The 20960-nt window shown below is 63.9% G+C and carries 19 protein-coding genes and 1 pseudogene; 8 read left to right on the top strand and 12 right to left on the bottom strand.

Going from position 1 to position 20960, the window contains the following annotated elements; all coding sequences use genetic code 11:
- The first annotated feature begins 1 nt into the window (after nucleotide 1).
- Nucleotides 2–751, top strand: coding sequence for a tetratricopeptide repeat protein (locus KSS94_RS22230; protein ID WP_217840208.1), 750 nt, complete (start codon nucleotides 2–4; stop codon nucleotides 749–751).
- A gap of 121 nt (nucleotides 752–872) precedes the next feature.
- Entirely contained in the window at nucleotides 873–1427 is a 555-nt protein-coding gene (locus tag KSS94_RS22225) for a hypothetical protein (RefSeq protein WP_217840207.1), read from the top strand.
- 90 nt (nucleotides 1428–1517) lie between these two features.
- On the opposite strand, the pseudogene KSS94_RS22220 reads toward KSS94_RS22225, so the two are convergent.
- Nucleotides 1518–1937: pseudogene (locus tag KSS94_RS22220) on the bottom strand (type III PLP-dependent enzyme domain-containing protein); the annotation flags it as partial.
- A 28-nt stretch (nucleotides 1938–1965) separates the two neighbouring features.
- Here KSS94_RS22220 and KSS94_RS22215 point away from each other — a divergent pair.
- Entirely contained in the window at nucleotides 1966–2274 is a 309-nt protein-coding gene (locus KSS94_RS22215; RefSeq protein WP_217840206.1) for an SEL1-like repeat protein, read from the top strand.
- A 91-nt stretch (nucleotides 2275–2365) separates the two neighbouring features.
- Complete coding sequence (locus tag KSS94_RS22210) at nucleotides 2366–2929, top strand: hypothetical protein (protein ID WP_217840205.1); 564 nt, start codon at nucleotides 2366–2368, stop codon at nucleotides 2927–2929.
- 53 nt (nucleotides 2930–2982) lie between these two features.
- On the opposite strand, the gene KSS94_RS22205 is transcribed toward KSS94_RS22210, so the two are convergent.
- On the bottom strand, nucleotides 2983–4146 hold the full coding sequence (locus tag KSS94_RS22205) for a type III PLP-dependent enzyme (RefSeq protein WP_217840204.1): 1164 nt from the start codon (nucleotides 4144–4146) through the stop codon (nucleotides 2983–2985).
- 583 nt (nucleotides 4147–4729) lie between these two features.
- Between KSS94_RS22205 and KSS94_RS22200 the strand changes: the two genes are divergently transcribed.
- From KSS94_RS22200 to KSS94_RS22190, 3 genes are all read left to right on the top strand, one after another.
- The gene (locus KSS94_RS22200) at nucleotides 4730–5215 is read left to right on the top strand and encodes a sigma-70 family RNA polymerase sigma factor (RefSeq protein ID WP_217840203.1); all 486 of its coding nucleotides are present in this window, start codon (nucleotides 4730–4732) and stop codon (nucleotides 5213–5215) included.
- A gap of 17 nt (nucleotides 5216–5232) precedes the next feature.
- Nucleotides 5233–6195 carry a FecR family protein gene (locus tag KSS94_RS22195; RefSeq protein ID WP_217840202.1) on the top strand — a complete coding sequence of 321 codons (963 nt, stop codon included), beginning with the start codon at nucleotides 5233–5235 and terminating at the stop codon, nucleotides 6193–6195.
- Between the two features lie 109 nt (nucleotides 6196–6304).
- Nucleotides 6305–8722 carry a TonB-dependent siderophore receptor gene (locus tag KSS94_RS22190; RefSeq protein ID WP_217840201.1) on the top strand — a complete coding sequence of 806 codons (2418 nt, stop codon included), beginning with the start codon at nucleotides 6305–6307 and terminating at the stop codon, nucleotides 8720–8722.
- A gap of 238 nt (nucleotides 8723–8960) precedes the next feature.
- Here the strand turns inward: KSS94_RS22190 and KSS94_RS22185 are convergent, their stop codons facing one another.
- The 4 genes from KSS94_RS22185 to KSS94_RS22170 are packed head-to-tail and all read right to left on the bottom strand — an operon-like array spanning nucleotide 8961 to nucleotide 12403.
- Nucleotides 8961–10118, bottom strand: a complete 1158-nt coding sequence (locus KSS94_RS22185; RefSeq protein ID WP_217840200.1) for an osmoprotectant ABC transporter ATP-binding protein OsmV — start codon at nucleotides 10116–10118, stop codon at nucleotides 8961–8963.
- Nucleotides 10115–10768, bottom strand: a complete 654-nt coding sequence (locus KSS94_RS22180) for an ABC transporter permease (protein ID WP_217840199.1) — start codon at nucleotides 10766–10768, stop codon at nucleotides 10115–10117. The genes KSS94_RS22185 and KSS94_RS22180 overlap by 4 nt, the downstream gene beginning before the upstream one ends.
- Nucleotides 10765–11676, bottom strand: a complete 912-nt coding sequence (locus tag KSS94_RS22175) for a glycine betaine ABC transporter substrate-binding protein (protein WP_217840198.1) — start codon at nucleotides 11674–11676, stop codon at nucleotides 10765–10767. Before KSS94_RS22175 ends, KSS94_RS22180 begins: the two co-directional genes overlap by 4 nt.
- A 13-nt stretch (nucleotides 11677–11689) precedes the next feature.
- Complete coding sequence (locus KSS94_RS22170; protein WP_217840197.1) at nucleotides 11690–12403, bottom strand: ABC transporter permease; 714 nt, start codon at nucleotides 12401–12403, stop codon at nucleotides 11690–11692.
- A 556-nt stretch (nucleotides 12404–12959) separates the two neighbouring features.
- On the opposite strand from KSS94_RS22170, the gene KSS94_RS22165 reads away from it, so the two are divergent.
- On the top strand, nucleotides 12960–14543 hold the full coding sequence (locus KSS94_RS22165; protein WP_217840196.1) for a peptide chain release factor 3: 1584 nt from the start codon (nucleotides 12960–12962) through the stop codon (nucleotides 14541–14543).
- Nucleotides 14544–14732: 189 nt separating this feature from the next.
- Here KSS94_RS22165 and KSS94_RS22160 read toward each other — a convergent pair whose 3' ends face one another.
- The 6 genes from KSS94_RS22160 to KSS94_RS22135 form a co-directional block, all read right to left on the bottom strand.
- Nucleotides 14733–15812: a polyamine ABC transporter substrate-binding protein gene (locus tag KSS94_RS22160; RefSeq protein ID WP_217840195.1), complete on the bottom strand. Its 1080-nt coding sequence runs from the start codon at nucleotides 15810–15812 to the stop codon at nucleotides 14733–14735.
- A 51-nt stretch (nucleotides 15813–15863) separates the two neighbouring features.
- Nucleotides 15864–16205, bottom strand: a complete 342-nt coding sequence (locus KSS94_RS22155) for a cupin domain-containing protein (RefSeq protein ID WP_217840194.1) — start codon at nucleotides 16203–16205, stop codon at nucleotides 15864–15866.
- 30 nt (nucleotides 16206–16235) lie between these two features.
- Nucleotides 16236–17642 (bottom strand): NAD(P)/FAD-dependent oxidoreductase, encoded by a 1407-nt coding sequence (locus tag KSS94_RS22150; RefSeq protein WP_217840193.1) that lies wholly within the window; start codon nucleotides 17640–17642, stop codon nucleotides 16236–16238.
- 64 nt (nucleotides 17643–17706) lie between these two features.
- Complete coding sequence (locus KSS94_RS22145) at nucleotides 17707–18516, bottom strand: helix-turn-helix domain-containing protein (protein ID WP_217840192.1); 810 nt, start codon at nucleotides 18514–18516, stop codon at nucleotides 17707–17709.
- A gap of 502 nt (nucleotides 18517–19018) precedes the next feature.
- Nucleotides 19019–19987: a peptide ABC transporter ATP-binding protein gene (locus KSS94_RS22140; RefSeq protein ID WP_217840191.1), complete on the bottom strand. Its 969-nt coding sequence runs from the start codon at nucleotides 19985–19987 to the stop codon at nucleotides 19019–19021.
- Complete coding sequence (locus KSS94_RS22135; protein ID WP_217840190.1) at nucleotides 19987–20955, bottom strand: ABC transporter ATP-binding protein; 969 nt, start codon at nucleotides 20953–20955, stop codon at nucleotides 19987–19989. The genes KSS94_RS22140 and KSS94_RS22135 overlap by 1 nt, the downstream gene beginning before the upstream one ends.
- Nucleotides 20956–20960 lie beyond the last annotated feature (5 nt).

The following is a 20960-nucleotide window of genomic DNA, read 5'->3' as shown; positions in this document are numbered from 1 at the left end:
CATGTCGTACCAATTGCGCCGTGAAGAGCTGGTGGATGTGGCGGGCCTCAAGGCCATGCTCGAGCACAGCCCGGGCCAGGCGGCCCAGGCGATTCTGGCCGCTGCCGGGCAAGGGGTGGTGGAGGCGCAGTTGCTGCTGGGGCAGATACTGCTCGACGGGCTGGGTATCGAGGCCGACGAGGTGGTTGCCCGGCGCTGGTTCGGCATTGCCGCCCAGGGCGGCAGTGCCATGGGCCACAACATGCTCGGGCGTTGCCTGGAGCATGGCTGGGGCGGTGAGGTGAACCTGGCCCAGGCGGCCATCCACTATGCCCGCGCCGCCGATGCGGGGCTGGACTGGGGCATGTACAACCTCGGCAACCTGCTGGCCACCGGGCGCGGCGTGCCGGCCAACCAGGCCCAGGCACTGGCCTGCTACGAGCAGGGCGCGCAGTTGGGCCATGCCAAGTCGATGAACCTGTACGGGCGTTACCTGGAGCAGGGCATTGCCACCACCGCAAGCCCTGCGCGCGCGGTGCGCTGGTATCGACGCTCGGCCGAGGCGGGGGATTTTCGCGGCATGTTCAGCCTGGCGCTGGTGCTGGTGGAGCGCGGCGAAGTGGCCGAGGCTGCGCCCTGGCTGGAGCGGGCGCGGGAGGAGGGGAACCTGAACTTCCTGCGCAGTGCGCTGGCCACCCTGCAGGGCGCGGGGCCTGGGTTAATGAGTTTTGCGCAGCGGTATGCCGAGGAGATCGAACAGCGCCAGCATTGAGTCGCCTGCGCTAGCCCCGCGAGTCGCGGCTTGAGTGTCATGGAGTGCTTCCCGGTTATACCGCTCGGGTGCTGTGGTTAGTGTGGCGGTCGGCCATGTGGGCCGTCACGGGAGCTGGAGCATGAGTGACACGATTCATCTGAAATGGTTGCAGGGCCGCCTGACCTGCGAATTGGGGGGCGCGGTTTGGCCGGTGTGTTTCAATCGCAACGGCTACCTGGAGGTCATGCGCAAGCAGGTCGAGCCTGAGTTGTTCCACATCGGCATGCTGAAGCATCCGGCAATCGGAGGCGAGACCGCCTTCGAGTTTCGTACTGCCGATAAGCGGCAGCTCATCAGCAGCGAGCATGCCGGACTGACCGCGTCGGCGAAGTCGCTGCCCGTCCCCGGCCCGGCATTACGCATCCACAATTATGGCGAGGTGGGATCGGACTTTCCCGACCGGTACTACGTCAAGTTGCAGTCTCTGGATTCACGCTGGGTGGCGGTGAGCGGTCGGCGCAAGAAGGACCGTGGCTGGCAGTGGTTCGCCATCAAACCTCCCCATGAAGTGCCGATCAGCATTGCCGAGCACGAGGCTGGCATTTTGCGCCTGCTGGAACCAGGCTTCGCTGGTGCGACTACCTTCACGCTGGAGCTGATCGACAGCGAAGAGGGCCAGGCCGCAGAGCAATAATGCCGGCCGCTTCGCCGCGCTGCACGTTCAACGCTTGAGCTGTGGCGGGACACCGCAAACAAAAACGGGGCCTTGCGGCCCCGTCTTGGATTACAGGTAGTAAGCCTTCAGCGGCGGGAAGCCGTTGAATTCCACGGCGCTGTAACTCGTGGTGTAGGCACCGGTGGACAGCCAGTACAGGTGGTCGCCGATGGCCAGGTTCAGTGGCAGGCCGTACTTGTAGTTCTCGTACATGATGTCGGCGCTGTCACAGGTCGGGCCGGCGATGACCACTTCTTCGGCTTCGCCTTTCTTCTCGGTCCAGATCGGGAACTTGATGGCTTCGTCCATGGTTTCGATCAGGCCGGAGAACTTGCCCACGTCGGTGTAGATCCAGCGCTCAACGGCGGTACGCGACTTGCGCGCCACCAGCACCACTTCGCTGACCAGAATACCGGCGTTGGCGATCAGCGAACGGCCAGGCTCGAGGATGATTTCCGGCAGGTCGTCACCGAAGTCTTCTTTCAGGAAGGGCATTGCCGCCCAGGGCGGCAGCGCCATGGGCCACAACATGCTCGGGCGTTACCTGGAGCAGAGCATTGCCACCACCGCAAGCCCTGCGCGGGCGGTGCGCTGGTATCGGCGCTCGGCCGAGGCGGGGGATTTTCGCGGCATGTTCAGCCTGGCGCTGGTGCTCGTCGAGCGGGGGCAAACCGAAGAGGCGCTTCCCTGGCTAGGCCGAGCCAGGCAGGAGGGCAATGTCAGCTTCCTGCGCAGTAGCTTACCTACCCTGCTTGCCGGTGGTTCTTTGTTGGCCAGCGTGGCCACGGACTACCAGGAGGAGCTGGAGCTTCGTTGCAGCTCGTGAAGCAAGGCTTCAGCCTGGAGAAGGATTTCAAGATTACCCAGATGTCTCGTGCTTGTGACGATAGGGCTCATTTCAAGATCTGAGGCCAAACATGAGTACTTATAACCAAGCCGTTTCGTTTATTGCCATCTTGTCCTGTGACACCAGCAAGGGCTCGGGCACGCTGACCGCAGGTAAACTCAAGGGGGCAAAGGGCAAGGGTGGCTACTATGGCGACCTTGATATTGATCGCAGTGGTGATGTCTGCGTCTGCAACGGCGCCAGAGACATACACATTGAAGAGCGTTTCTGGTTCGGTTGTTTCAACCGCGGCGAGCCGGAGCGCTACGACGTTCGTAGCTGGGCCCCAGGCAAGCCCCATCATGGCCGGCGTTTGGCTGTCGCCAGTGATGGCAGGTTGTGCATGGCACCTGCTGCCGGTAATTCCTGCGATTGGATTTTGAGCTGGGATGGGCAGCCGTTCCAGCGTCGCCATGTCATTGAAATGGGCGGGGCAGCCTATGGTTTTGCAATGTCCCATGTCACTGCCGGTAGCTTGCGCCATGAAGCGCCGATCGGTGTTCGAACGGGATGGCATGGCAAGATGCACACATCCAATGGCGAGCTGGCTAGTCTCCAGGTCCAGATTGTCGAGACTTGGGCAGCTCAGCCCTGACAGCCACGGTGCGACTAAAAAGGACGCCTCGCAACGAAGCGTCCTTTCAGCTGTTACAGGTAGTAGGCTTTCAGCGGCGGGAAGCCGTTGAATTCCACGGCGCTGTAACTCGTGGTGTAGGCACCGGTGGACAGCCAGTACAGGCGGTCGCCGATGGCCAGGTTCAGCGGCAGGCCGTACTTGTAGTTCTCGTACATGATGTCGGCGCTGTCGCAGGTCGGGCCGGCGATGACCACTTCCTCGGCTTCGCCCTTTTTCTCGGTCCAGATCGGGAACTTGATGGCTTCGTCCATGGTTTCGATCAGGCCGGAGAACTTGCCCACGTCGGTGTAGATCCAGCGCTCCACGGCGGTACGCGACTTGCGCGCCACCAGCACCACTTCGCTGACCAGAATACCGGCGTTGGCAATCAGCGAACGGCCAGGCTCGAGGATGATTTCCGGCAGGTCGTCACCGAAGTCTTCCTTCAGGAAGCGAATGATCTCTTCGGCGTAGGTTTCGAGGCTGTTGGTACGGGTGATGTAGTTGGCCGGGAAGCCGCCACCCATGTTGATCAGCTTCAGCTCGATGCCGTCTTCTTCCTTCAGGCGCTCGAAGATCACCTTCACCTTGGCGATGGCGGCGTCCCACACGCTGATGTCGCGCTGTTGCGAGCCTACGTGGAAGGAGATGCCGTAGGGCACCAGGCCCAAGTCGCGGGCGAGGATCAGCAGGTCCATGGCCATGTCGGTCTGGCAGCCGAATTTGCGCGACAGCGGCCAGTCGGCGGTGGTGGAGCCTTCGGTCAGAATGCGCACATACACTTTCGAGCCCGGGGCGGCCTTGGCGATGTTGCGCAGGTCGGCTTCGGAGTCGGTGGCGAACAGGCGCACGCCTTTTTCGAAGAAGTAGCGGATGTCCTTGGACTTCTTGATGGTGTTGCCGTAGCTGATGCGGTCGGCGCTGACGCCGCGGCTCATCACCTTGTCCAGCTCGTAGATCGAGGCGATGTCGAAGCTCGAACCTTTCTCTTTGAGCAGGTCGATGATTTCGACCGCCGGGTTGGCCTTGACCGCGTAGTACACCTTGGCGAATTCGAACCCGGCGCGCAGGTCGTCATAGGCCTGGCTGATCATCTGGGTGTCGATGAGTACGAACGGGGTTTCCTGCTTGTCGGCGAACGCCTTCATTTTCTGGAAGGTGTCACGCGCGAAATAGTCTTCGACCTGGATCGACATGCTCAAGGGCTCCATGGGCAAACTGAAAAGATAAGTGGCTGCAACTGAACGTCCTCCGTATCCCCACTTTGGTTCGCCTACTTCCCAAGGCATGTCGCCGAAAGCAAAAAGGTCAACCGTGCCCGTGAAGCGGCGGCGGGTGACCTTGCTGTCTCGTCGTCAGTACTTGAGCCGGATGGATCGTTTCCAGCATGGACGTTCGGCGCGCACTTTAGGGCGTGAACTCAGCAAGATCAACAGGCAATCCGGGCGTGTTCGTCGCGGATCGGCCACCTGCATTCTGAATAACCGACTCGTGTGACCGGCAGATGTTCCCCGGGATGTCTTGGGCGTTAAATATTGTGGAATGGACCGTGTTGGCCTCTTCGCGGGTAAACCCGCTCCCACAGGGACTGAGCTATTCCTGTGGGAGCGGGTTTACCCGCGAAGAGGCCAGAGGTGTTCATATTTATGGCCACATTTTCGTGGCACGTCCGTGCATGAAACTGCGCATAAATTTTTTGTTACCGACTGGCGGAATTGCTGGTTTTGATGCGAAACATTACTATTCGCACCCTTGTCTGCCGCCCTGACGACCCTGACCGTGTCTGGACACAAAGGCTTCTTCGACCACTACCACGAGCTGATCGGCACCTGGACGCGCAAGCTGCGCAGTCGTCAGCAGGCCGAGGACCTCACCCACGATGCGTTCGTGCGCGTGCTGGAAAACCCGCGCGAGCAGGTCGAGCAGCCGCGTGCCTACCTGCACCAGACCGCGCGCAACATTGCGGTGGACGGCTATCGCCGCGAAGACCGCCGCCAGGCCCTGGCGCTGGAGGCGTTCGATGAAGGGGCAGGCGCCGGCAGCGACCCCGAAGCCTACGTGCACGCCCTGGAGCTGGCCGACAGCGTCGAGCGGGCGTTGGCTCTGCTTCCGCTGAACTGCCGCCAGGTGTTCATCTGGCAGAAGCTCGAGGGCCTGACCCAGGCCGAGATCGCCGAGCGCATGGGCCTGAGCAAGAACATGGTCGAAAAGTATATGATCCGCACGCTCCGCCACCTGCGTGAGCATCTGGATGTGGCCGGATGAGTCAGGAGACCCGATCGATGAAACAGCAGCTTGCGCAGCCGGTGGGCGAGCAGGCAGCCGCCTGGTTTGCCCGGGTTCAGGACGCGCCGGGCGATGCGCCGCTGCGCGCTGAACTGGAGCACTGGCTGGCCCAGGCGCCGCAACACCGTGAGGAGTACCAGCGGCTGGTGGAGCTGTGGCGTGCTGCCGACTTCATCCCCCGACAACGCCTCGAAGCCCTGTGCCGCGCCGAGCCTGTGCGCCAGTTGCCGCGCCGCCGCGTGCTGCGCCAGGCCCTGGCCGCCGGGGTAGCGCTGGCGGCCTTGGGGTTGGGGTGGACGGGTTGGCAGTACCAGCGGCTCAACCATCACGCGGTGCTGCAAACCGCCATGGGCGAGCGGCGCACCTTCGAGCTGCCCGACGGCTCGCACCTGGAGCTGAACAGCGCCACGCGCCTGAGCGTCGAGTTTTCGCCGGGGCAACGCCACGTGCAACTGAACCAGGGTGAGGCGATGTTCGTTGTCGCCCACGACAGCGCCCGGCCGTTCGTGGTCGGCACCGCCCAGGGCCAGGTGACCGTCACCGGTACCCGTTTCGATGTGCGCCAGGATGCGGCCAGTACCCGCGTTGCGGTGGAGCAGGGCTCGGTGCGGGTGCAGGGTGCGGGCGCGTCGCTGGCGCAGCTGGGCGCAGGGCAAGGCTCGCACATCGACGCCCATGGCCAGGTGGCCCCGGCCTACGCCGTGGATGCCGGCGCCTTGACCGCCTGGCGCCAGGGCAAGCTGGTGTTCGACAACGTCCCGCTCAGCGAAGTGGTGGCCGAAGTGTCGCGCTACCGCGCCCAGCCACTGCGAGTGGCACCGGGCAAGGTCGCCAACCTGCGCCTGTCGAGCACCTTCAGCACCGACGACCCGGACGCTCTGTTGCGTGCCTTGCCGAGCATCCTGCCGGTGGCCGTGAAGCAGCACGCCGATGGCTCCAGCGAAATAATTGCAAAATAGATTCAGGTTTTTTTTCGCCCGTTCGTCTTCCCCGCCAGCTGCAACTGCCAAGCATTTACATTTGCATGCGGTTGGCGTTTATCCCGACCTTTCAGGATTTATCGAAGACGTGAACAACAACAAGCCCCTTCATACCCTGCGCCGCCTGGCGCTGGCCCTGGCGGTCAGTGCCGCAGCCGCCAACAGCTACGCCGACAGCATCCAGATCCAGGCCCAGCCGCTGGCGTCGGCCTTGAAGCAACTGGGCCAGCAAACCCAGCTGCAACTGTTCTTCAGCCCCGAGTTGGTGGCCGGCAAGCAGGCGCCGGCGGTGTCTGGCAACCTGGCCCCGGAGCAGGCCCTGCAACAGTTGCTGCAGGGCAGCGGGCTGACCTTCGAGCAATCTGCCGACACCGTGGTGGTCAAGCCTGCGCAACCTGCCGGTACCTTTACTACCGGCAGCCTGGAGCTGGCGCCGACCGACGTGAAGGTGGTCGGCGACTGGCTGGGGGATGCCCAGCAGAGCGTGGTGCAGAACCACCCCGGCGCGCGCACCGTGGTGCGCCGCGAGGCGATGGTCGAGCAGGGGGCGATGAACGTGCGTGACGTGCTGCGTGGCATCCCTGGGGTGCAGGTGCAGGACTCCAACGGCACCGGCGGCAGCGACCTGTCGCTGAACGTCGGCGTGCGCGGCCTGACCTCGCGCCTGTCGCCGCGCTCGACGGTGCTGATCGACGGCATCCCGGCAGCGTTCGCCCCCTATGGCCAGCCGCAGCTGTCGATGGCGCCGATCTCTTCGGGCAACCTCGACAGCATCGATGTGGTGCGCGGGGCCGGTTCCGTGCGCTATGGGCCGCAGAACGTCGGCGGGGTGATCAACTTCGTCACCCGGGCCATCCCCGAGAAGGCTTCTGCAGAGCTTGGCACCACCCTTGAAACTTCCCGCTACGGTGGCTGGAAGCACACCGAATCGGCCTTCGTCGGCGGCACCGCCGACAACGGCATGGGCGTGGCGCTGCTGTACACCGGGGTCAACGGCAACGGCTACCGCGAGAGCAACAACGGCAACGACATCGATGATGTGATCCTCAAGACCCACTGGGCGCCCACCGATGTCGACGAGTTCTGGCTCAACTTCCATTATTACGACGGCCGTGCCGACATGCCCGGCGGCCTGACCCAGGCCCAGTACGACAGCAGCCCCTACCAGTCGCTGCGTGATTACGACTACTTCGCCGGGCGGCGCAAGGACGTGTCGTTCAAGTGGCAGCGCCAGCTGGACGACGCCACCCAGCTTGAAGTGCTCACGTACTACACCGACAGCTTTCGTGGTAGCGCCATTGCTGCCCGTGACATGAAGACCCTGTCGTCATACCCGCGCAACTATCACACCTTCGCCATCGAGCCGCGCCTGTCGCGGGTGTTCTTCGCCGGCCCCACCACCCAGGAGGTCAGTGTCGGCTACCGCTACCTGAAAGAGGCCATGCGCGAGCAGTCCACCCGCCTGGGCCTGGTGGACAACGTGCCCACGCCCATCCCGGGCTCCGACGGCCACGTGTTCCAGGACCGCAGCGGCGGTACCGAGGCCAGCGCCTACTACATCGACGACAAGATCGACGTGGGCAACTGGACCATCACCCCGGGCATTCGCTTCGAGCACATCAACACCGACTGGCGCGACCGCCCGGTACTGGGCGCCAACGGTGCACCGGTGGTGGAGAAGAACCGCAGCATCACCAGCAACGAGCCGCTGCCGGCGCTCAGCGTGATGTACCACCTGTCCGATGCCTGGAAGCTGTTCGCCAACTACGAGACCTCGTTCGGCAGCCTGCAGTACTTCCAGCTGGGCCAGGGCGGCAATGGCGACAGCACCGCCAACGGCCTGGAACCCGAGAAAGCCAAGACTTACGAGGTGGGCACACGCTATGACGATGGCGGCTTTGCCGGTGAGCTGACGGCGTTCTACATCGACTTCGACGATGAGCTGCAGTACATCAGCAACGACGTGGGTTGGACCAACCTGGGGGCGACCAAGCACCAGGGCATCGAGGCTTCGGCGCGCTATGACCTGGCCGGCCTGGACCCGCGCCTGAGCGGGCTGTCGGTGAATGCCGGGTACACCTATACCCGTGCCACCTATGAAGGGGACATCCCGGGCTTCAAGGGCCGCGACCTGCCGTTCTATTCGCGCCAGGTGGCCACTGCCGGGGTGCGTTACCAGGTCAACCACTGGACCTGGAACCTGGATGCCTACGCCCAGTCGAAGCAGCGCGCGCCGGGTACCGGGGTGACCAGCAGCGGGGCGTTCACCGGCGACTACATCACCGAGCCGAGTGCCGACGGGCAGTATGGTGATATTCCCGGGTACGTCACCTGGCATGCCCGCGGTGGTTATGACTTCGGGCCGCAGTTGTCCAACCTGAAGCTGGCGGCGGGGGTGAAGAACCTGTTCGACAAGCAGTACTTCACCCGCTCGAGCGACAACAACGCCGGCATTTATGTGGGTGAGCCGCGGACCTTCTATGTGCAGGCCAGTGTAGGGTTCTGATTGCAGATCGCCGGGGCCGCTTTGCGGCCCATCGCGACACAAGGCCGCTCACCACAGGGATTGCATGAGCTTCAGGTTGGTACCGTACCTGTAGGAGCCGGCTTGCCGGCGATGAGGCCGGAACAGGCAGCACAAGACAGTTGCTCCCACAGGTCATGCGCAGGCCGGGAGGCTGATGCAATACCTGTGGTGAGCGGCCTTGTGTCGCGATGGGGCGCAACGCGCCCCCGGCGTTGGGTCAGGAGGCCACAGCCTCGGCCGGCGACACGATGCTGGTCTTGGCCCCGCGCGAGCGCCCCGAACTCAGGTACGCAGCAATCGATTCCTGGGTCACCTCGCCCAGGAACACCTGCTCGGCATCCAGCACCGGCAACCACGCGCGGTTGAACTCGTACATGCGCGACAGCAGGATGCGCAAATGCTCGTCGTGGGACGCCGTGGCGTTGAACGGGCGCAGGAAGTCCGCGCAACTGCCTTGCTGGCGGTGCATGTCACGCCGGCGCACATAACCCAGTGCCTTGTTCTGCCCGTCGGTCACCACCACGTAGCGGCGGTCGTGCTCGTCGAGCAGTTCCAGGGCATCGGCCACTGGCGTCTCGGGGCTTACCGACGGCGCGTTGTCTGCGGCGTCCTCGGCACGCACCAGCAGCAGGCGCTTGAGGGTGCTGTCCTGGCCAACGAAATTGCTGACGAAGTCGTCCACCGGGTGCGCCAGCAGGGTGTCCGGGTGGTCCAGCTGCAGCAGCCGGCCTGCGCGGAAGATGGCGATCTTGTCGCCCAGCTTGATCGCCTCGTCGATGTCGTGGCTGACCATGATCACGGTCTTGTTCAGCGCCCGCTGCATTTCGAAGAATTCGTTCTGGATCATCTCGCGGTTGATCGGGTCGACCGCACCGAACGGCTCGTCCATCAGCAGCACCGGTGCCTCGGCCGCCAGGGCGCGGATCACCCCGATGCGCTGCTGCTGGCCACCGGACAGCTCGCGCGGGTAGCGCTGCAGGTACTGCTTGGGCTCGAGCTTGATCATGTGCATCAGCTCGCGGGCGCGGTCGTGGCACTTTTGCTTGTCCCAGCCCAGCAGGCGCGGCACCACGGTGATGTTCTCCTCGATGGTCATGTTGGGGAACAGGCCGATCTGCTGGATCACGTAGCCAATGTGCCGGCGCAGGGTCACTTCATCGAGTGCGCTGGTGTCTTCGCCGTTGATGAACACCTGGCCGCTGGTGGGGGTGATCAGGCGGTTGATCATCTTCAGGGTGGTGCTCTTGCCGCAGCCCGAGGGGCCGAGGAACACGCAGATTTCGCCTTCGTTGACGGTCAGGCTTACCGAGTCGACGGCTTTGACGTCCTTGCCGTTGACGTTGAAGGTCTTGCTGAGGTTCTTCAGTTCGATCATGAGCGCAGTCCTTCTGGAGTCAGGGCACGTTGCAGGGTTTGCAGCAGCAGGTCGGCGATGATGGCCAAAAGGCTCACCAGCACGGCGCCGACCAGCAGCATCGACATGTCGCTGCGGCTGATGGAGGTAAGAATGAGCACGCCCAGGCCGCCGGCGCCAATGGTGGCGGCGATGGTCATCACGCCGATGTTCATCACCACGGCGGTGCGCACGCCGGCGAGGATCACCGGCACCGCGATGGGCAGCTCGACCATGCGCAGGCGCTGGCCGAAGGTCATGCCGATACCGCGCGCCGCTTCACGGATACCGGGCTCGACGTTGGTAAGGGCCAGGTAGGTGTTGCGCAAAATCGGCAGCAGCGAATAAAGGAATACCGCCGTGATCGCCGGCAGCGGGCCAAGGCCCTGGCCGAACTTGCTGTAGAACGGCAGCAGCAGGCCGAACAGGGCAATCGACGGGATGGTCAGCAGCACCGTGGCGCTGGCCTGCAGGGGGCCGGCGACGGCCGGGAAGCGGGTCATCAGGATGCCCAGCGGCACGCCGACCAGAATCGCCAGGCTGACGGCGATGCCCACCAGCATGATGTGTTGCCAGGTCAGTTGCACAACCTGGGCCCAGTCGAGGTGGGCGAAGGTGTCGAGCAGGCTCATGGCTGTACCTCCTTCAGCGGGTGTTCGCGCAAAAATGCAGCGGCCACGGCGGTGGGGTTCTGGTGTTCGACATCGACCTTGGCGTTGAGCTGGCGCATGGTCTCGTCATCGAGCTGTTCGGCGAGCGGCTTGAGCAGGCCGACCAGTTGCGGGTTGGCGTCGAGCACCGCTTTGCGCACCACGGGGGCGGCGGTGTAGTCGGGGAAGTAGTGCTTGTCGTCTTCGAGCAGCTTGAGCTTGAACGCGCTGAGGCGCCCGTCGGTGGTGTAGACCAGGCCTGCGAACACCTGGTTGTTGTGCATGGCGGTGTACACCAGGCCTGCGTCCATCTGGCGGATGTTCGGCCGGCCGACCTGCAGGTCGTACATCTGCTTGAGGCCCACCAGGCCGTCCGGACGGTTGGCGAACTCGGTGTCCAGCGCCACCAGGTGGTTGCGTTGGCTTTCCTCACGCAGCACCTGGTTGAGGTCGCTGATCGAGTTGATCTGCGGGTAGGCCTCGGCCACCTCGCGCGGCAGCCCCAGGGCGTAGGTGTTGCTGAACTTCGACGGGGTCAGCCAGATCAGGTCTTTTTTTGCATCCAGTTCCTTGACCCGGGCGTAGGTGGCGGCGGCGCTGGGCATGCGCTCCTCGACGTGGTTGTAGGACACCAGCGACACGCCGGTGTATTCCCACATCAGATCGAGCTGGCCGGTTTCCTGGGCCTGGCGGGCGATGTTGCTGCCAAGGCCTGTGGTCACGCGCACATCGAAGCCGTTGGCACGCAGGTACTGGGCAGTGATTTCGGCGAGCACGGTCTGCTCGGTGAACACCCGAGCGCCGATGCGCACCAGGGGTTTTTCAGCTGCCTGGGCAAAACCTGCGCATAGCAGGGCCGCGCCCAGCAGCAAGGCGATTGTCTTTTTCATGGGTTCCCTCTTGTTATCCGGCCAGGCCGCGTTCCAGCCAGCGCTTGCTGGAGAAGCTCACCAGGGCATCCAGCACCAAGGCCAGCAGCGCCGTGCAGGCGGCGCCCAGCAAAAGCTGTGGCTGGTTGTTCAGGGCGATGCCGGGGAAGATCAGGCTGCCCAGGCTGTTGGCGCCGATCAGAAACGCCAGGGGTGCGGTGCCCACATTCAATGCCAGCGCCACGCGCACCCCGCCGACGATGATCGGCACGGCGTTGGGCAGCTCCACCTGCCAGAGTTGCTGGCGCGGGGTCATGCCGATGCCGGTGGCGGCTTCCTTGAGCGAGGCGGGGACGTTTTTCAGGCCCTCGTAGGTGTTGCGCACGATGGGCAGCAGGGAGGCGAGGAACAGCGCGAAGATCGCGGGGCCTGCGCCGATGCCCAGAATGCTCAGGGCAATGGCCAGAACGGCCAGGGGGGGGATGGTGTTGCCAACGTTGAAGAACTGCATGAAGCGCTCGGCTTTGTCGACCCGGTGTGGTCGACTCAGGGCAATGCCGGCGGGGATGCCCACGGCCAGCGCCGCCGCCATCGAAGCCAGCACCAGTACCAGGTGCGCTTGCAGGTAGAACCCAAGATCGTCGCGGTAACGCGCGATCGTGTCTGTGCCGATCCAGTGGATCAGCAGGGCCAGGATGACGAGCACGGTGGCGCATCCCAACAGCCCTTTACCGTAGCGTGTAGCCACAGGCGGACTCCTTGTGTTGTCGGCGAGCACACTTCTTTGAAGCCGGCCAATGCTGGCGGCGGGTGGTGTGTTCGCGAGTAGCAGCGTGAGGCAACCGTTGGCTGCGATCAGGCCATGAGCCGAACCCCGTCGGGCCCGAAAATGCTGGTGAAACCATTCCCCAACCGAAGCGGGTTGCAGGGGAGTGGACGTCTCCGTGGGCGTAAAGGTTCCCATCTGATGCGGCATTTGGCCAGTGTTAATCACTGGGTAAGCTGAAATTTGTCGAGAAAAAAAAGTGAAATAATTCGACGCAGGCGTTGAAGTAACTGCGTTGTGGCCTTTTGTCGTGATAAAGCGATTGTTCGTGAATTTTATATTCGCCAGTGCCGGCCCTTTCGCGGGCAAGCCCGCTCCCACAGGTACTGCACAGGTTTCAAACGAGGTGTGATGCCTGTAGGAGCGGGCTTGCCCGCGAAGAGGCCGGAACAGGTACCACTGGTTCAGCAGATTTTGGTCATTGCCCAACTTCGGGTATGATACTGCCCCTTTTCGATCCCCAGTCAGGCGATTTCCCATGACCAACCAGGCCGCCGAAGTCGCGAAGCGCCGCACTTTCGCAATTATTTCCCACCCCGACGCCGGTAAGACCACCATCACCGAGAAGCTCTTGCTGATGGGCAAGGCGATCTCCGTCGCGGGTACCGTGAAGTCGCGCAAGTCCGACCGCCACGCCACCTCCGACTGGATGGAAATGGAGAAGCAGCGCGGCATCTCCATCACCACCTCGGTGATGCAGTTCCCGTACCGCGAGCACATGATCAACCTGCTCGACACCCCCGGCCACGAAGACTTCTCCGAAGACACCTACCGCACCCTGACCGCGGTGGACTCGGCGCTGATGGTGCTGGACGGCGGTAAGGGTGTAGAGCCGCGTACCATCGCCCTGATGGATGTGTGCCGCCTGCGCGACACGCCCATCGTCAGCTTCATCAACAAACTCGACCGTGATATCCGCGACCCGATCGAACTGCTCGACGAAATCGAAGCGGTACTGAAGATCAAGGCCGCGCCGATCACCTGGCCGATCGGTTGCTACCGCGACTTCAAGGGCGTGTATCACCTGGCTGGCGACTACATCATCGTCTACACCCCGGGCCACGGCCACGAGCGTACCGAGGCGAAGATCATCGAGAAGCTCGACTCCGATGAAGCCCGTGCGCACTTGGGCGATGAGTACGAGCGCTTCCTCGAGCAACTGGAACTGGTGCAGGGCGCCTGCCACGAGTTCGACCAGGATGAGTTCATCAACGGCCAGCTCACGCCTGTGTTCTTCGGTACCGCGCTTGGCAACTTCGGTGTCGACCATGTGCTCGACGCCGTCGTCGACTGGGCGCCACGCCCGCTGGCGCGGGTCGCCCACGAGCGTACCGTGGAGCCGGTCGAAGAAAAGTTCACAGGCTTCGTGTTCAAGATCCAGGCGAACATGGACCCGAAACACCGTGACCGTATCGCCTTCATGCGCATTTGCTCGGGCAAGTACGAAAAGGGCATGAAGATGCGCCACGTGCGCACCGGCAAGGACCTGCGCATCGGCGACGCGCTGACCTTCTTCTCGTCCGAGCGCGAGCAGCTCGAAGAGGCCTACGCCGGCGATATCATCGGTTTGCACAACCACGGCACCATCCAGATCGGCGACACCTTCACCGAAGGCGAGGCGCTGGGCTTCACCGGTATTCCGCACTTCGCCCCGGAGCTGTTCCGCCGCGTGCGCCTGAAGGACCCGCTGAAATCCAAGCAACTGCGCCAGGGCCTGCAGCAGTTGGCCGAAGAAGGCGCCACCCAGGTGTTCTTCCCCGAGCGCAGCAACGACATCATCCTGGGTGCGGTCGGTGTGCTGCAGTTCGACGTGGTCGCCAGCCGCTTGAAGGAAGAATACAAGGTGGAGTGCGCCTACGAGCCGATCACCGTGTGGTCGGCGCGCTGGATCACCTGCGACGACAAGAAGAAGCTCGAGGAATTCCAGACCAAGGCCATGGAAAACCTGGCCATCGACGGTGGCGGTCACCTGACCTACCTGGCCCCGACCCGGGTCAACCTGTCGCTGATGGAAGAGCGCTGGCCGGATGTGAAGTTCCGCGCTACTCGCGAGCATCACTGATATCAGCTGTATCTAATCCTATGGGAGACCACCGACCTTTCGGCTTGCGTGGTCCCTGTAGGAGCGGCCTTGTGTCGCGATGGGCTGCAAAGCAGCCCCGGCAATCCGCATGATGCCAACATCTTGGGGCTGCTCCGCAGCCCATCGCGACACAAGGCCGCTCCTACAGGAAGGGTGTAATGCCTGAGCTCAATTCCCTGCCTTGATACTGGTCCAGATCCGCGTCCTGATACGGTCGATCTTCGCCGGCATCGCCTCCAGCGCATACAGCTTGTCCATCACCTCCGCTGCCGGGTAGATCATGCTGTTGGCCTTCAGCGCCGGCTCCACCTTGGCGTCCGCCGCCTGGTTGCCGTTGGCGTACTGCACGAAGTTGCTGATGCCCGCCATCACCTCAGGCTGCAGCAGGTAGTTCATGTAGGCGTAGCCGGCCTTCTCGTTCGGCGCATCGGCCGGCATGGCCACCATGTCGAACCACATCGGCGCACCTTCCCTGGGTATCGAATAGCCCACCTTCACCCCGTTCTTCGCCTCTTCAGCGCGGTTCTTTGCCTGCAGCACATCCCCTGAGAAGCCCACCACCACGCAGATATCACCGTTGGCCAGGTCGCCGGTGTACTTGGATGAGTGGAAGTAGCTGATGTACGGGCGCACCTTCATCAGCAGGTCCTTGGCCTTGTCGTAGTCGGCCGGGTTCTGGCTGTGGTGCGGCAAACCGAGGTAGTGCAGGGCGATTGGCAGTAACTCCGGGCCGTTGTCCAGCACTGCCACGCCGCAGCTTTTCAGCTTGCTCATGTACTCGGGCTTGAAGATCAGGTCCCAGGAGTCCACCGGCGCGTTGTCGCCCAGTACTGCCTTGACCTTGTCGATGTTGTAGCCAATGCCGGTGCTGCCCCACAGGTAGGGGAAGCCGTACTGGTTGCCCGGGTCGTTCACCTCCAGCGCCTTGAGCAGCACCGGGTTGAGGTTCTTCCAGTTGGGCAACTGCGACTTGTCGAGCTTCTTCAGCGCCTTGCCCTGGATCTGCCGGGCCATGAAGTGGTTGGAGGGAAACACCACGTCGTAGCCGGAGTTACCGGTCATCAGTTTGCCGTCGAGGGTCTCGTTGCTGTCGTATACGTCGTAGGTCGGCACTATGCCGGTGGCTTGCTGGAAGTTCTTCAAGGTATCGGGGGCGACGTAGCTGGACCAGTTGTAGATCTTCACCGAGTCGGCGGCGCTGGCGATGCTGGCGGCCAGCATCAGGGGGGCGAGAACGAGGGTGCGCATGTCGGGGTACCTTGCTTTGTCTGTTGTTATCGAAGGCAGGCGATCAGCGGATCAGAAAATCAGTACATAGGTCTTGCGCACGGTTTCCTGGATGTCCCAGGTGCCGGTGCTGTTGGCCGGTAGCATCAGGGCGTCTCCGGCTTCTATGAACAGGGTTTCGCCACCGTCGGGGGTGAAGGTGCAGCGGCCCTTGATGAAGTGGCAGAACTCCTGTTGCACGATCTGCCGGCGCCAGCGCCCGGGGGTGCATTCCCAGATGCCGGTCTCGACGCCGTCGCTGCGCTCGACGCAGGTCACCGAGGTGACCGCGACCGGCTCGCCAAGGGGCACGGCGACGGGGTTGGAGCTGTCCAGCGTGACGCTGTCGGTGTGTTTGAACTGGGTGATGCGCATGACCGGTGGGTCCTGTGTAGTGAGGGGAAGTCAGTGCATGAAGCCTTCCATGAAGTCCGCAAGCGAGCTGGCCAGGCGCCGCCTCCAGGGCGCGCTGGCGGGGTTGGCGAGGGTCCGGTCCTCGTGGACGAAGCTCTGGATGATGGCGTTGTAGCCCAGCCAGCGGGCCGGCTCGGGCGGCCAGCTGGCCAGGCTCGCAACCGGGCGGTTGTCGAGTACCCAGGGCTGGGCGGTCAGTTCGTTGTGCTGGCCGAGAATCAAGGCGGCCAGGGTGCGCCCGCCCAGGTTGGTGGCGCCCACGCCTTCGCCGCCATAGCCGCCGGCCAGGGCGATGCCGCGCTGGCGGTCGCAGAGCATGTGCGGGCTAAAGCGCCGGGCCATGCCGAGGTTGCCGCCCCAGGAGTGGGTGATGCGCACGTGCTTGAGCTGCGGGAACAGCTCGCCGAACAGGTAGCGGCGCAGCTCGATCTCGTGTTCTTCGAGGTTGAAGTTCTCCCGCAGCCGGCCGCCGAAGCGGTAGCCGCCACGGGCGCCGAATACCAGGCGGTTGTCGGCGCTGCGCTGGCCGTAGGTGACCTGGCGGCTGTTTTCGCTGAACGCCTGGCCCTGGCTCAGGCCGATCTGCTCCCAGGTGGAGTCGGGCAGCGGCTCGGTGGCCACCAGCAGGCTTTGCACCGGCAATTGGTGGCGCCCCAATGGCGGCAGGCTGGCGGCATAGCCTTCCACGGCCGGTACCACCCAGTGGCTGCGAATGCGCGCCAGCGGCGTGCGCACCTCGCCGGTCTGCCAGTCGAGGGCCGGGGTGTTTTCGTAGATTGGCACGCCCATGGCCTCGACCGCCCGTGCCAGGCCGCGCACCAGCTTGGCCGGCTGGAGGGTGGCGGTGTGCGGGCTGAAGATCGCGCCATAGGGGTTGCTGATGCGCAGCTGTGCATCCAGCTGCTCGGGGCGCAGCCAGTGGTAGTCGGCTTCGCTGAAGCCCTGGCGGTACAGGTCGTCCAGCCAGGCGCGCAGGCTGCGTTCCTGCTCCGGGTAGCGCGCCGCGCAATACAGCACGCCGCCCTTGCGGTAGTCGCAGTCGATGCCTTCGCGTTGCAGCACGCCGTGCACTTCGTCGGGGGTGCCTTGCAGCAGGTCGATGCTGGCCCGTCGTTGTTGGGGTGACAGGCTGGCCAGCAGGCGGTCTTCGCCCAGCAGGTTGCCCATCAGCCAGCCGCCGTTGCGCCCCGAGGCGCCGAAACCTGCGATGTTGGCCTCGATCAGCGCGATGTTCAGCTGCGGGGCCTGGCGCTTTAGGTAGTAGGCGGTCCACAGGCCGGTGTAGCCGGCGCCGATGATGCACACGTCGAGGTCGAGGTCCTGGCGCAGTGCCGGGCGCGCGCACAGCGGCTCGTCGAGCTGGTCCATCCACAGGCTGATCGTGCGCAGGGGTTGCATCGGGTCGGGCTCCACATCCGGCTGGGTCTGTGGGCGATCCTAGTGAAGTGTGGCGCTGGCTGTCCTACGTGCGTGCACGCAGGGAATTCTGTTTCAGGTAGGCCTTGGGGGTGACCCCGGTGTGTTCGCGGAACGCCTTGTAGAAGGCCGACAGCGAGTTGAAACCGGCGTTGAACGCCAGCTCGTCGATGGTGGCCTCGACGCGCTCGTCGTTCAGGTTGGCCATCAGGTGCTGCAGGCGCGCCTGGTTGACGTAGCGGTAGAAGCTTTGCCCCAGCACCTGGTTGAGCAGGTAGGAGATCTGGTTGCGGCTGTAACCGCTTTCGTCGGCCACCTGTTGCAGGTCCAGCTCCGGGTCCAGGTAGGGGCGGCGGTTGTGAAAGTAGTGCTCCAGGTCCTGAGCCATGGTCGAAAGCTGGCGCGGCGACAGCCCCAGGCGGCTGGTGGCCGGGCGCAGGCCGCTGTTTTGGTTGGCCTTGCCGCCCTGGCGCACCAGGGTGGCGTATTCGTTGACCCGCCAGATCAGCCCGTCCTTCACCGTGATGGCTTCGCTGGACTGGAACGCCACCAGCCCGTCGCCGCCTTGCACCGTGACCTGGTACTGGATGAACGCGGTGCAGCCGTCGACACGGATGCGGTCGCTGTGCACGATGTCCTCGCCGGCCTCATGGGGCAGGCAGGCGCGCACGTAGTCGCGCAGCTCGTCGAAGCCGAGTACGCGGTCTTGAAAGAAGTCGTGGTATTGCACCTCGGGGTGGTAGAGCGCGATCACCCCGTCCAGGTCGCGATGCTTCCAGCACAGGTGGTAGCGCATGACGGTGTCGGCGGTGAGCGGGGTTTGCCCGGGGCCGTCGGGGAGGGTGGTCGAGGTCATGGGGGGATAGTGCCTTGGGCTTGGGCGCGCAGGCAAGATGGGGCAACGGAGCGCAGCGTTCAGGTCAGGCGCAATCCCTGTAGGAGCCGGCTTGCCGGCGATAGGGCCCTGGCAGGTCCCCTGCATTGCAAAACACCCTGCGCGGTCGAGGCCAATCCCGCGTTTTGCATGGCCTGGTTTTTCCAACCCGTTGATTTTCATGGGTGTCATTTTTTGACACAAATGGCATGGGCAGTGCAGCGATCAGGGTCAGGCAAACAACAAGGAGAAACGCCATGCGCTCGATACTGCTGTGGATGATTGGGGTGCCGATTCCGGTGATCATCCTGATCTGGTTCTTTATGCATTGAGATCCCCGGGGCCGCTTTGCGGCCCTTTCCGACCGGTCCGGCGCCCCGGCAAGGCCGCTCCTACAGGGAAACGCATACCCCTGTAGGAGCGGCCTTGCCGGGGCGCCGGACCGGTCGGAAAGGGCTGCGAAGCAGCCCCAGCCATCTAAAGGCTAAAGAAACTGCTCGGCATAGTGGCAAGCCACCTGCCGGGTACTCACCTGCCGCAACGCCGGCACTTCCTTGGCGCAACGCTCTGTCGCATGCGGGCAACGCTTGTGAAACGCGCAGCCATCCGGCGGGTTGAGCGGGTTGGGCAGTTCACCGGCAATGCGGATCTTGGGTTTCAGCGGGTCCGGGTGGATCGCCGGGGTCGCCGAAAGCAGCGCCTGGGTGTACGGGTGCAGCGGCTTGTCGTAGATATCCTCCTTCGGCCCCATCTCCGCCGGCCGGCCCAGGTACATCACCAGCACCTGGTCGGCCACATGGCGCACCACTGCCAGGTTGTGCGAGATGAACACGTAGGCGGTGTTGAACTCCTTTTGCAGGTCCATGAACAGGTTCAGCACCTGGGCCTGGATCGACACGTCCAGCGCCGAAGTCGGCTCGTCCGCCACCAGCACCTTGGGTTGCAGCATCATCGCCCGGGCCAGGGCGATGCGCTGGCGCTGGCCGCCGGAGAACATGTGCGGGTAGCGCTGGTAGTGCTCGGGGCGTAGGCCCACCTGCTCCATCATCTTCTGCACTTTCTCGCGGCGTTCGGCCTTGCTCAACGAGGTATTGATCAGCAACGGTTCGGCCAGTTGATCGCCGATCTTCTGCCGCGGGTTGAGCGAGGCGTAGGGGCTCTGGAACACCATCTGCACGTCGCGGCGCAGCTGCTTGCGCTCGGCCTTGCCAGCACCGTTCACCTCCTGCCCGGCAATTTGCAGCGAGCCGGACGAGGGCTCTTCGATCAGCGTCAGGGCGCGGGCCAGGGTGGACTTGCCGCAGCCGGACTCGCCGACCACGGCCAGGGTCTTGCCGGCCTCCAGTTCGAACGACACGCCGTTCAGCGCGCGCACCAGGGCGTGGCCCTTGAACAGGCCACGGGACACTTCGTAATGACGGGTCAGCTCACGGGCTGATAGAACGACGGCCATCACGCCACCTCCTGGTTGAGCGGATAGAAGCAACGCACCAGGCTGTGGGCCTGGGGATCGAGGGCCGGGCGCTGGTGCCGGCAGTTGTCCTGCACGTACGGGCAACGCGGCGACAGCAGGCAGCCTTGCGGGCGGTCGTAGCGGCCGGGGACGATGCCGGGCAGGGTGGCCAGGCGCTCGGCGCCGATGCTGTGCTCGGGGATGGCCGCCAGCAGCGCTTCGCTGTAGGGGTGGGCGGGGACGTCGAACAGCTCCGGTACCTGCCCCACCTCGACCGCTTGGCCGGCGTACATCACGCACACGCGCCTGGCGGTTTCGGCCACCACGGCCAGGTCGTGGGTGATGAGAATGAGCGCCATGTTGCGCTCCTTCTGCAGGTTGACCAAAAGCTCCATGATCTGCGCCTGGATGGTCACGTCCAGCGCGGTGGTGGGTTCGTCGGCAATCAGCAGCTTGGGCTCGCCGGCAATTGCCATGGCGATGGCCACCCGCTGGCTCATGCCGCCGGACAACTGATGCGGGTAAGCATCCAGGCGGCTTTCGGCGGCCGGGATCTCGACCTTTTTCAGTAGCTCAAGGGCACGTTGGCGCGCAGCCTTGCCCTTCAGGCCAAGGTGCTGGCGCAGCACTTCCTCGATCTGGAAGCCGACCGTGTAGCTGGGGTTGAGGGCGGTCATCGGGTCCTGGAAGACCATGGCGATGTCCTTGCCCACCACCTTGCGCCGCTGGCGGCCGCTGAGCTTGAGCATGTCGGTGCCGTCGAAGTTGAGCACATCGGCGGTGATGCGCCCGGGGGCGTCGATCAGGCCCATCAGGGCCATCATGGTGACCGACTTGCCCGAGCCGGACTCGCCGACGATGGCGAGGATCTCGCCGGCGTCCACCGACAGCTCCAGGCCGTCCACCACGGGTACTGCATTGGCGTCGCCGAAGCGCACGTTCAGGTTGTTGATCTGCAACAGTGACATGGCGG

This window comes from Pseudomonas fakonensis, from assembly GCF_019139895.1.
Classification (GTDB): domain Bacteria; phylum Pseudomonadota; class Gammaproteobacteria; order Pseudomonadales; family Pseudomonadaceae; genus Aquipseudomonas; species Aquipseudomonas fakonensis.
Note: the sequence above shows the minus strand (reverse complement) of the source record. Positions and strands in the feature narration are given on the sequence as shown.

Bases quoted from the DNA above. Each gene is read 5' to 3' on its own strand.
- KSS94_RS22205 (WP_217840204.1), bottom strand. From the start codon at position 4,146: ATGTCGATCCAGGTCGAAGACTATTTCGCGCGTGACACCTTCCAGAAA.
- KSS94_RS22210 (WP_217840205.1), top strand. From the start codon at position 2,366: ATGAGTACTTATAACCAAGCCGTTTCGTTTATTGCCATCTTGTCCTGT.
- KSS94_RS22155 (WP_217840194.1), bottom strand. From the start codon at position 16,205: ATGCGCATCACCCAGTTCAAACACACCGACAGCGTCACGCTGGACAGC.
- KSS94_RS22145 (WP_217840192.1), bottom strand. From the start codon at position 18,516: ATGACCTCGACCACCCTCCCCGACGGCCCCGGGCAAACCCCGCTCACC.
- KSS94_RS22135 (WP_217840190.1), bottom strand. From the start codon at position 20,955: ATGTCACTGTTGCAGATCAACAACCTGAACGTGCGCTTCGGCGACGCC.
- KSS94_RS22175 (WP_217840198.1), bottom strand. From the start codon at position 11,676: ATGAAAAAGACAATCGCCTTGCTGCTGGGCGCGGCCCTGCTATGCGCA.
- KSS94_RS22160 (WP_217840195.1), bottom strand. From the start codon at position 15,812: ATGCGCACCCTCGTTCTCGCCCCCCTGATGCTGGCCGCCAGCATCGCC.
- KSS94_RS22165 (WP_217840196.1), top strand. From the start codon at position 12,960: ATGACCAACCAGGCCGCCGAAGTCGCGAAGCGCCGCACTTTCGCAATT.
- KSS94_RS22225 (WP_217840207.1), top strand. From the start codon at position 873: ATGAGTGACACGATTCATCTGAAATGGTTGCAGGGCCGCCTGACCTGC.
- KSS94_RS22150 (WP_217840193.1), bottom strand. From the start codon at position 17,642: ATGCAACCCCTGCGCACGATCAGCCTGTGGATGGACCAGCTCGACGAG.
- KSS94_RS22215 (WP_217840206.1), top strand. From the start codon at position 1,966: ATGGGCCACAACATGCTCGGGCGTTACCTGGAGCAGAGCATTGCCACC.
- KSS94_RS22185 (WP_217840200.1), bottom strand. From the start codon at position 10,118: ATGATCGAACTGAAGAACCTCAGCAAGACCTTCAACGTCAACGGCAAG.
- KSS94_RS22195 (WP_217840202.1), top strand. From the start codon at position 5,233: ATGAAACAGCAGCTTGCGCAGCCGGTGGGCGAGCAGGCAGCCGCCTGG.
- KSS94_RS22230 (WP_217840208.1), top strand. From the start codon at position 2: ATGTCGTACCAATTGCGCCGTGAAGAGCTGGTGGATGTGGCGGGCCTC.
- KSS94_RS22140 (WP_217840191.1), bottom strand. From the start codon at position 19,987: ATGGCCGTCGTTCTATCAGCCCGTGAGCTGACCCGTCATTACGAAGTG.
- KSS94_RS22180 (WP_217840199.1), bottom strand. From the start codon at position 10,768: ATGAGCCTGCTCGACACCTTCGCCCACCTCGACTGGGCCCAGGTTGTG.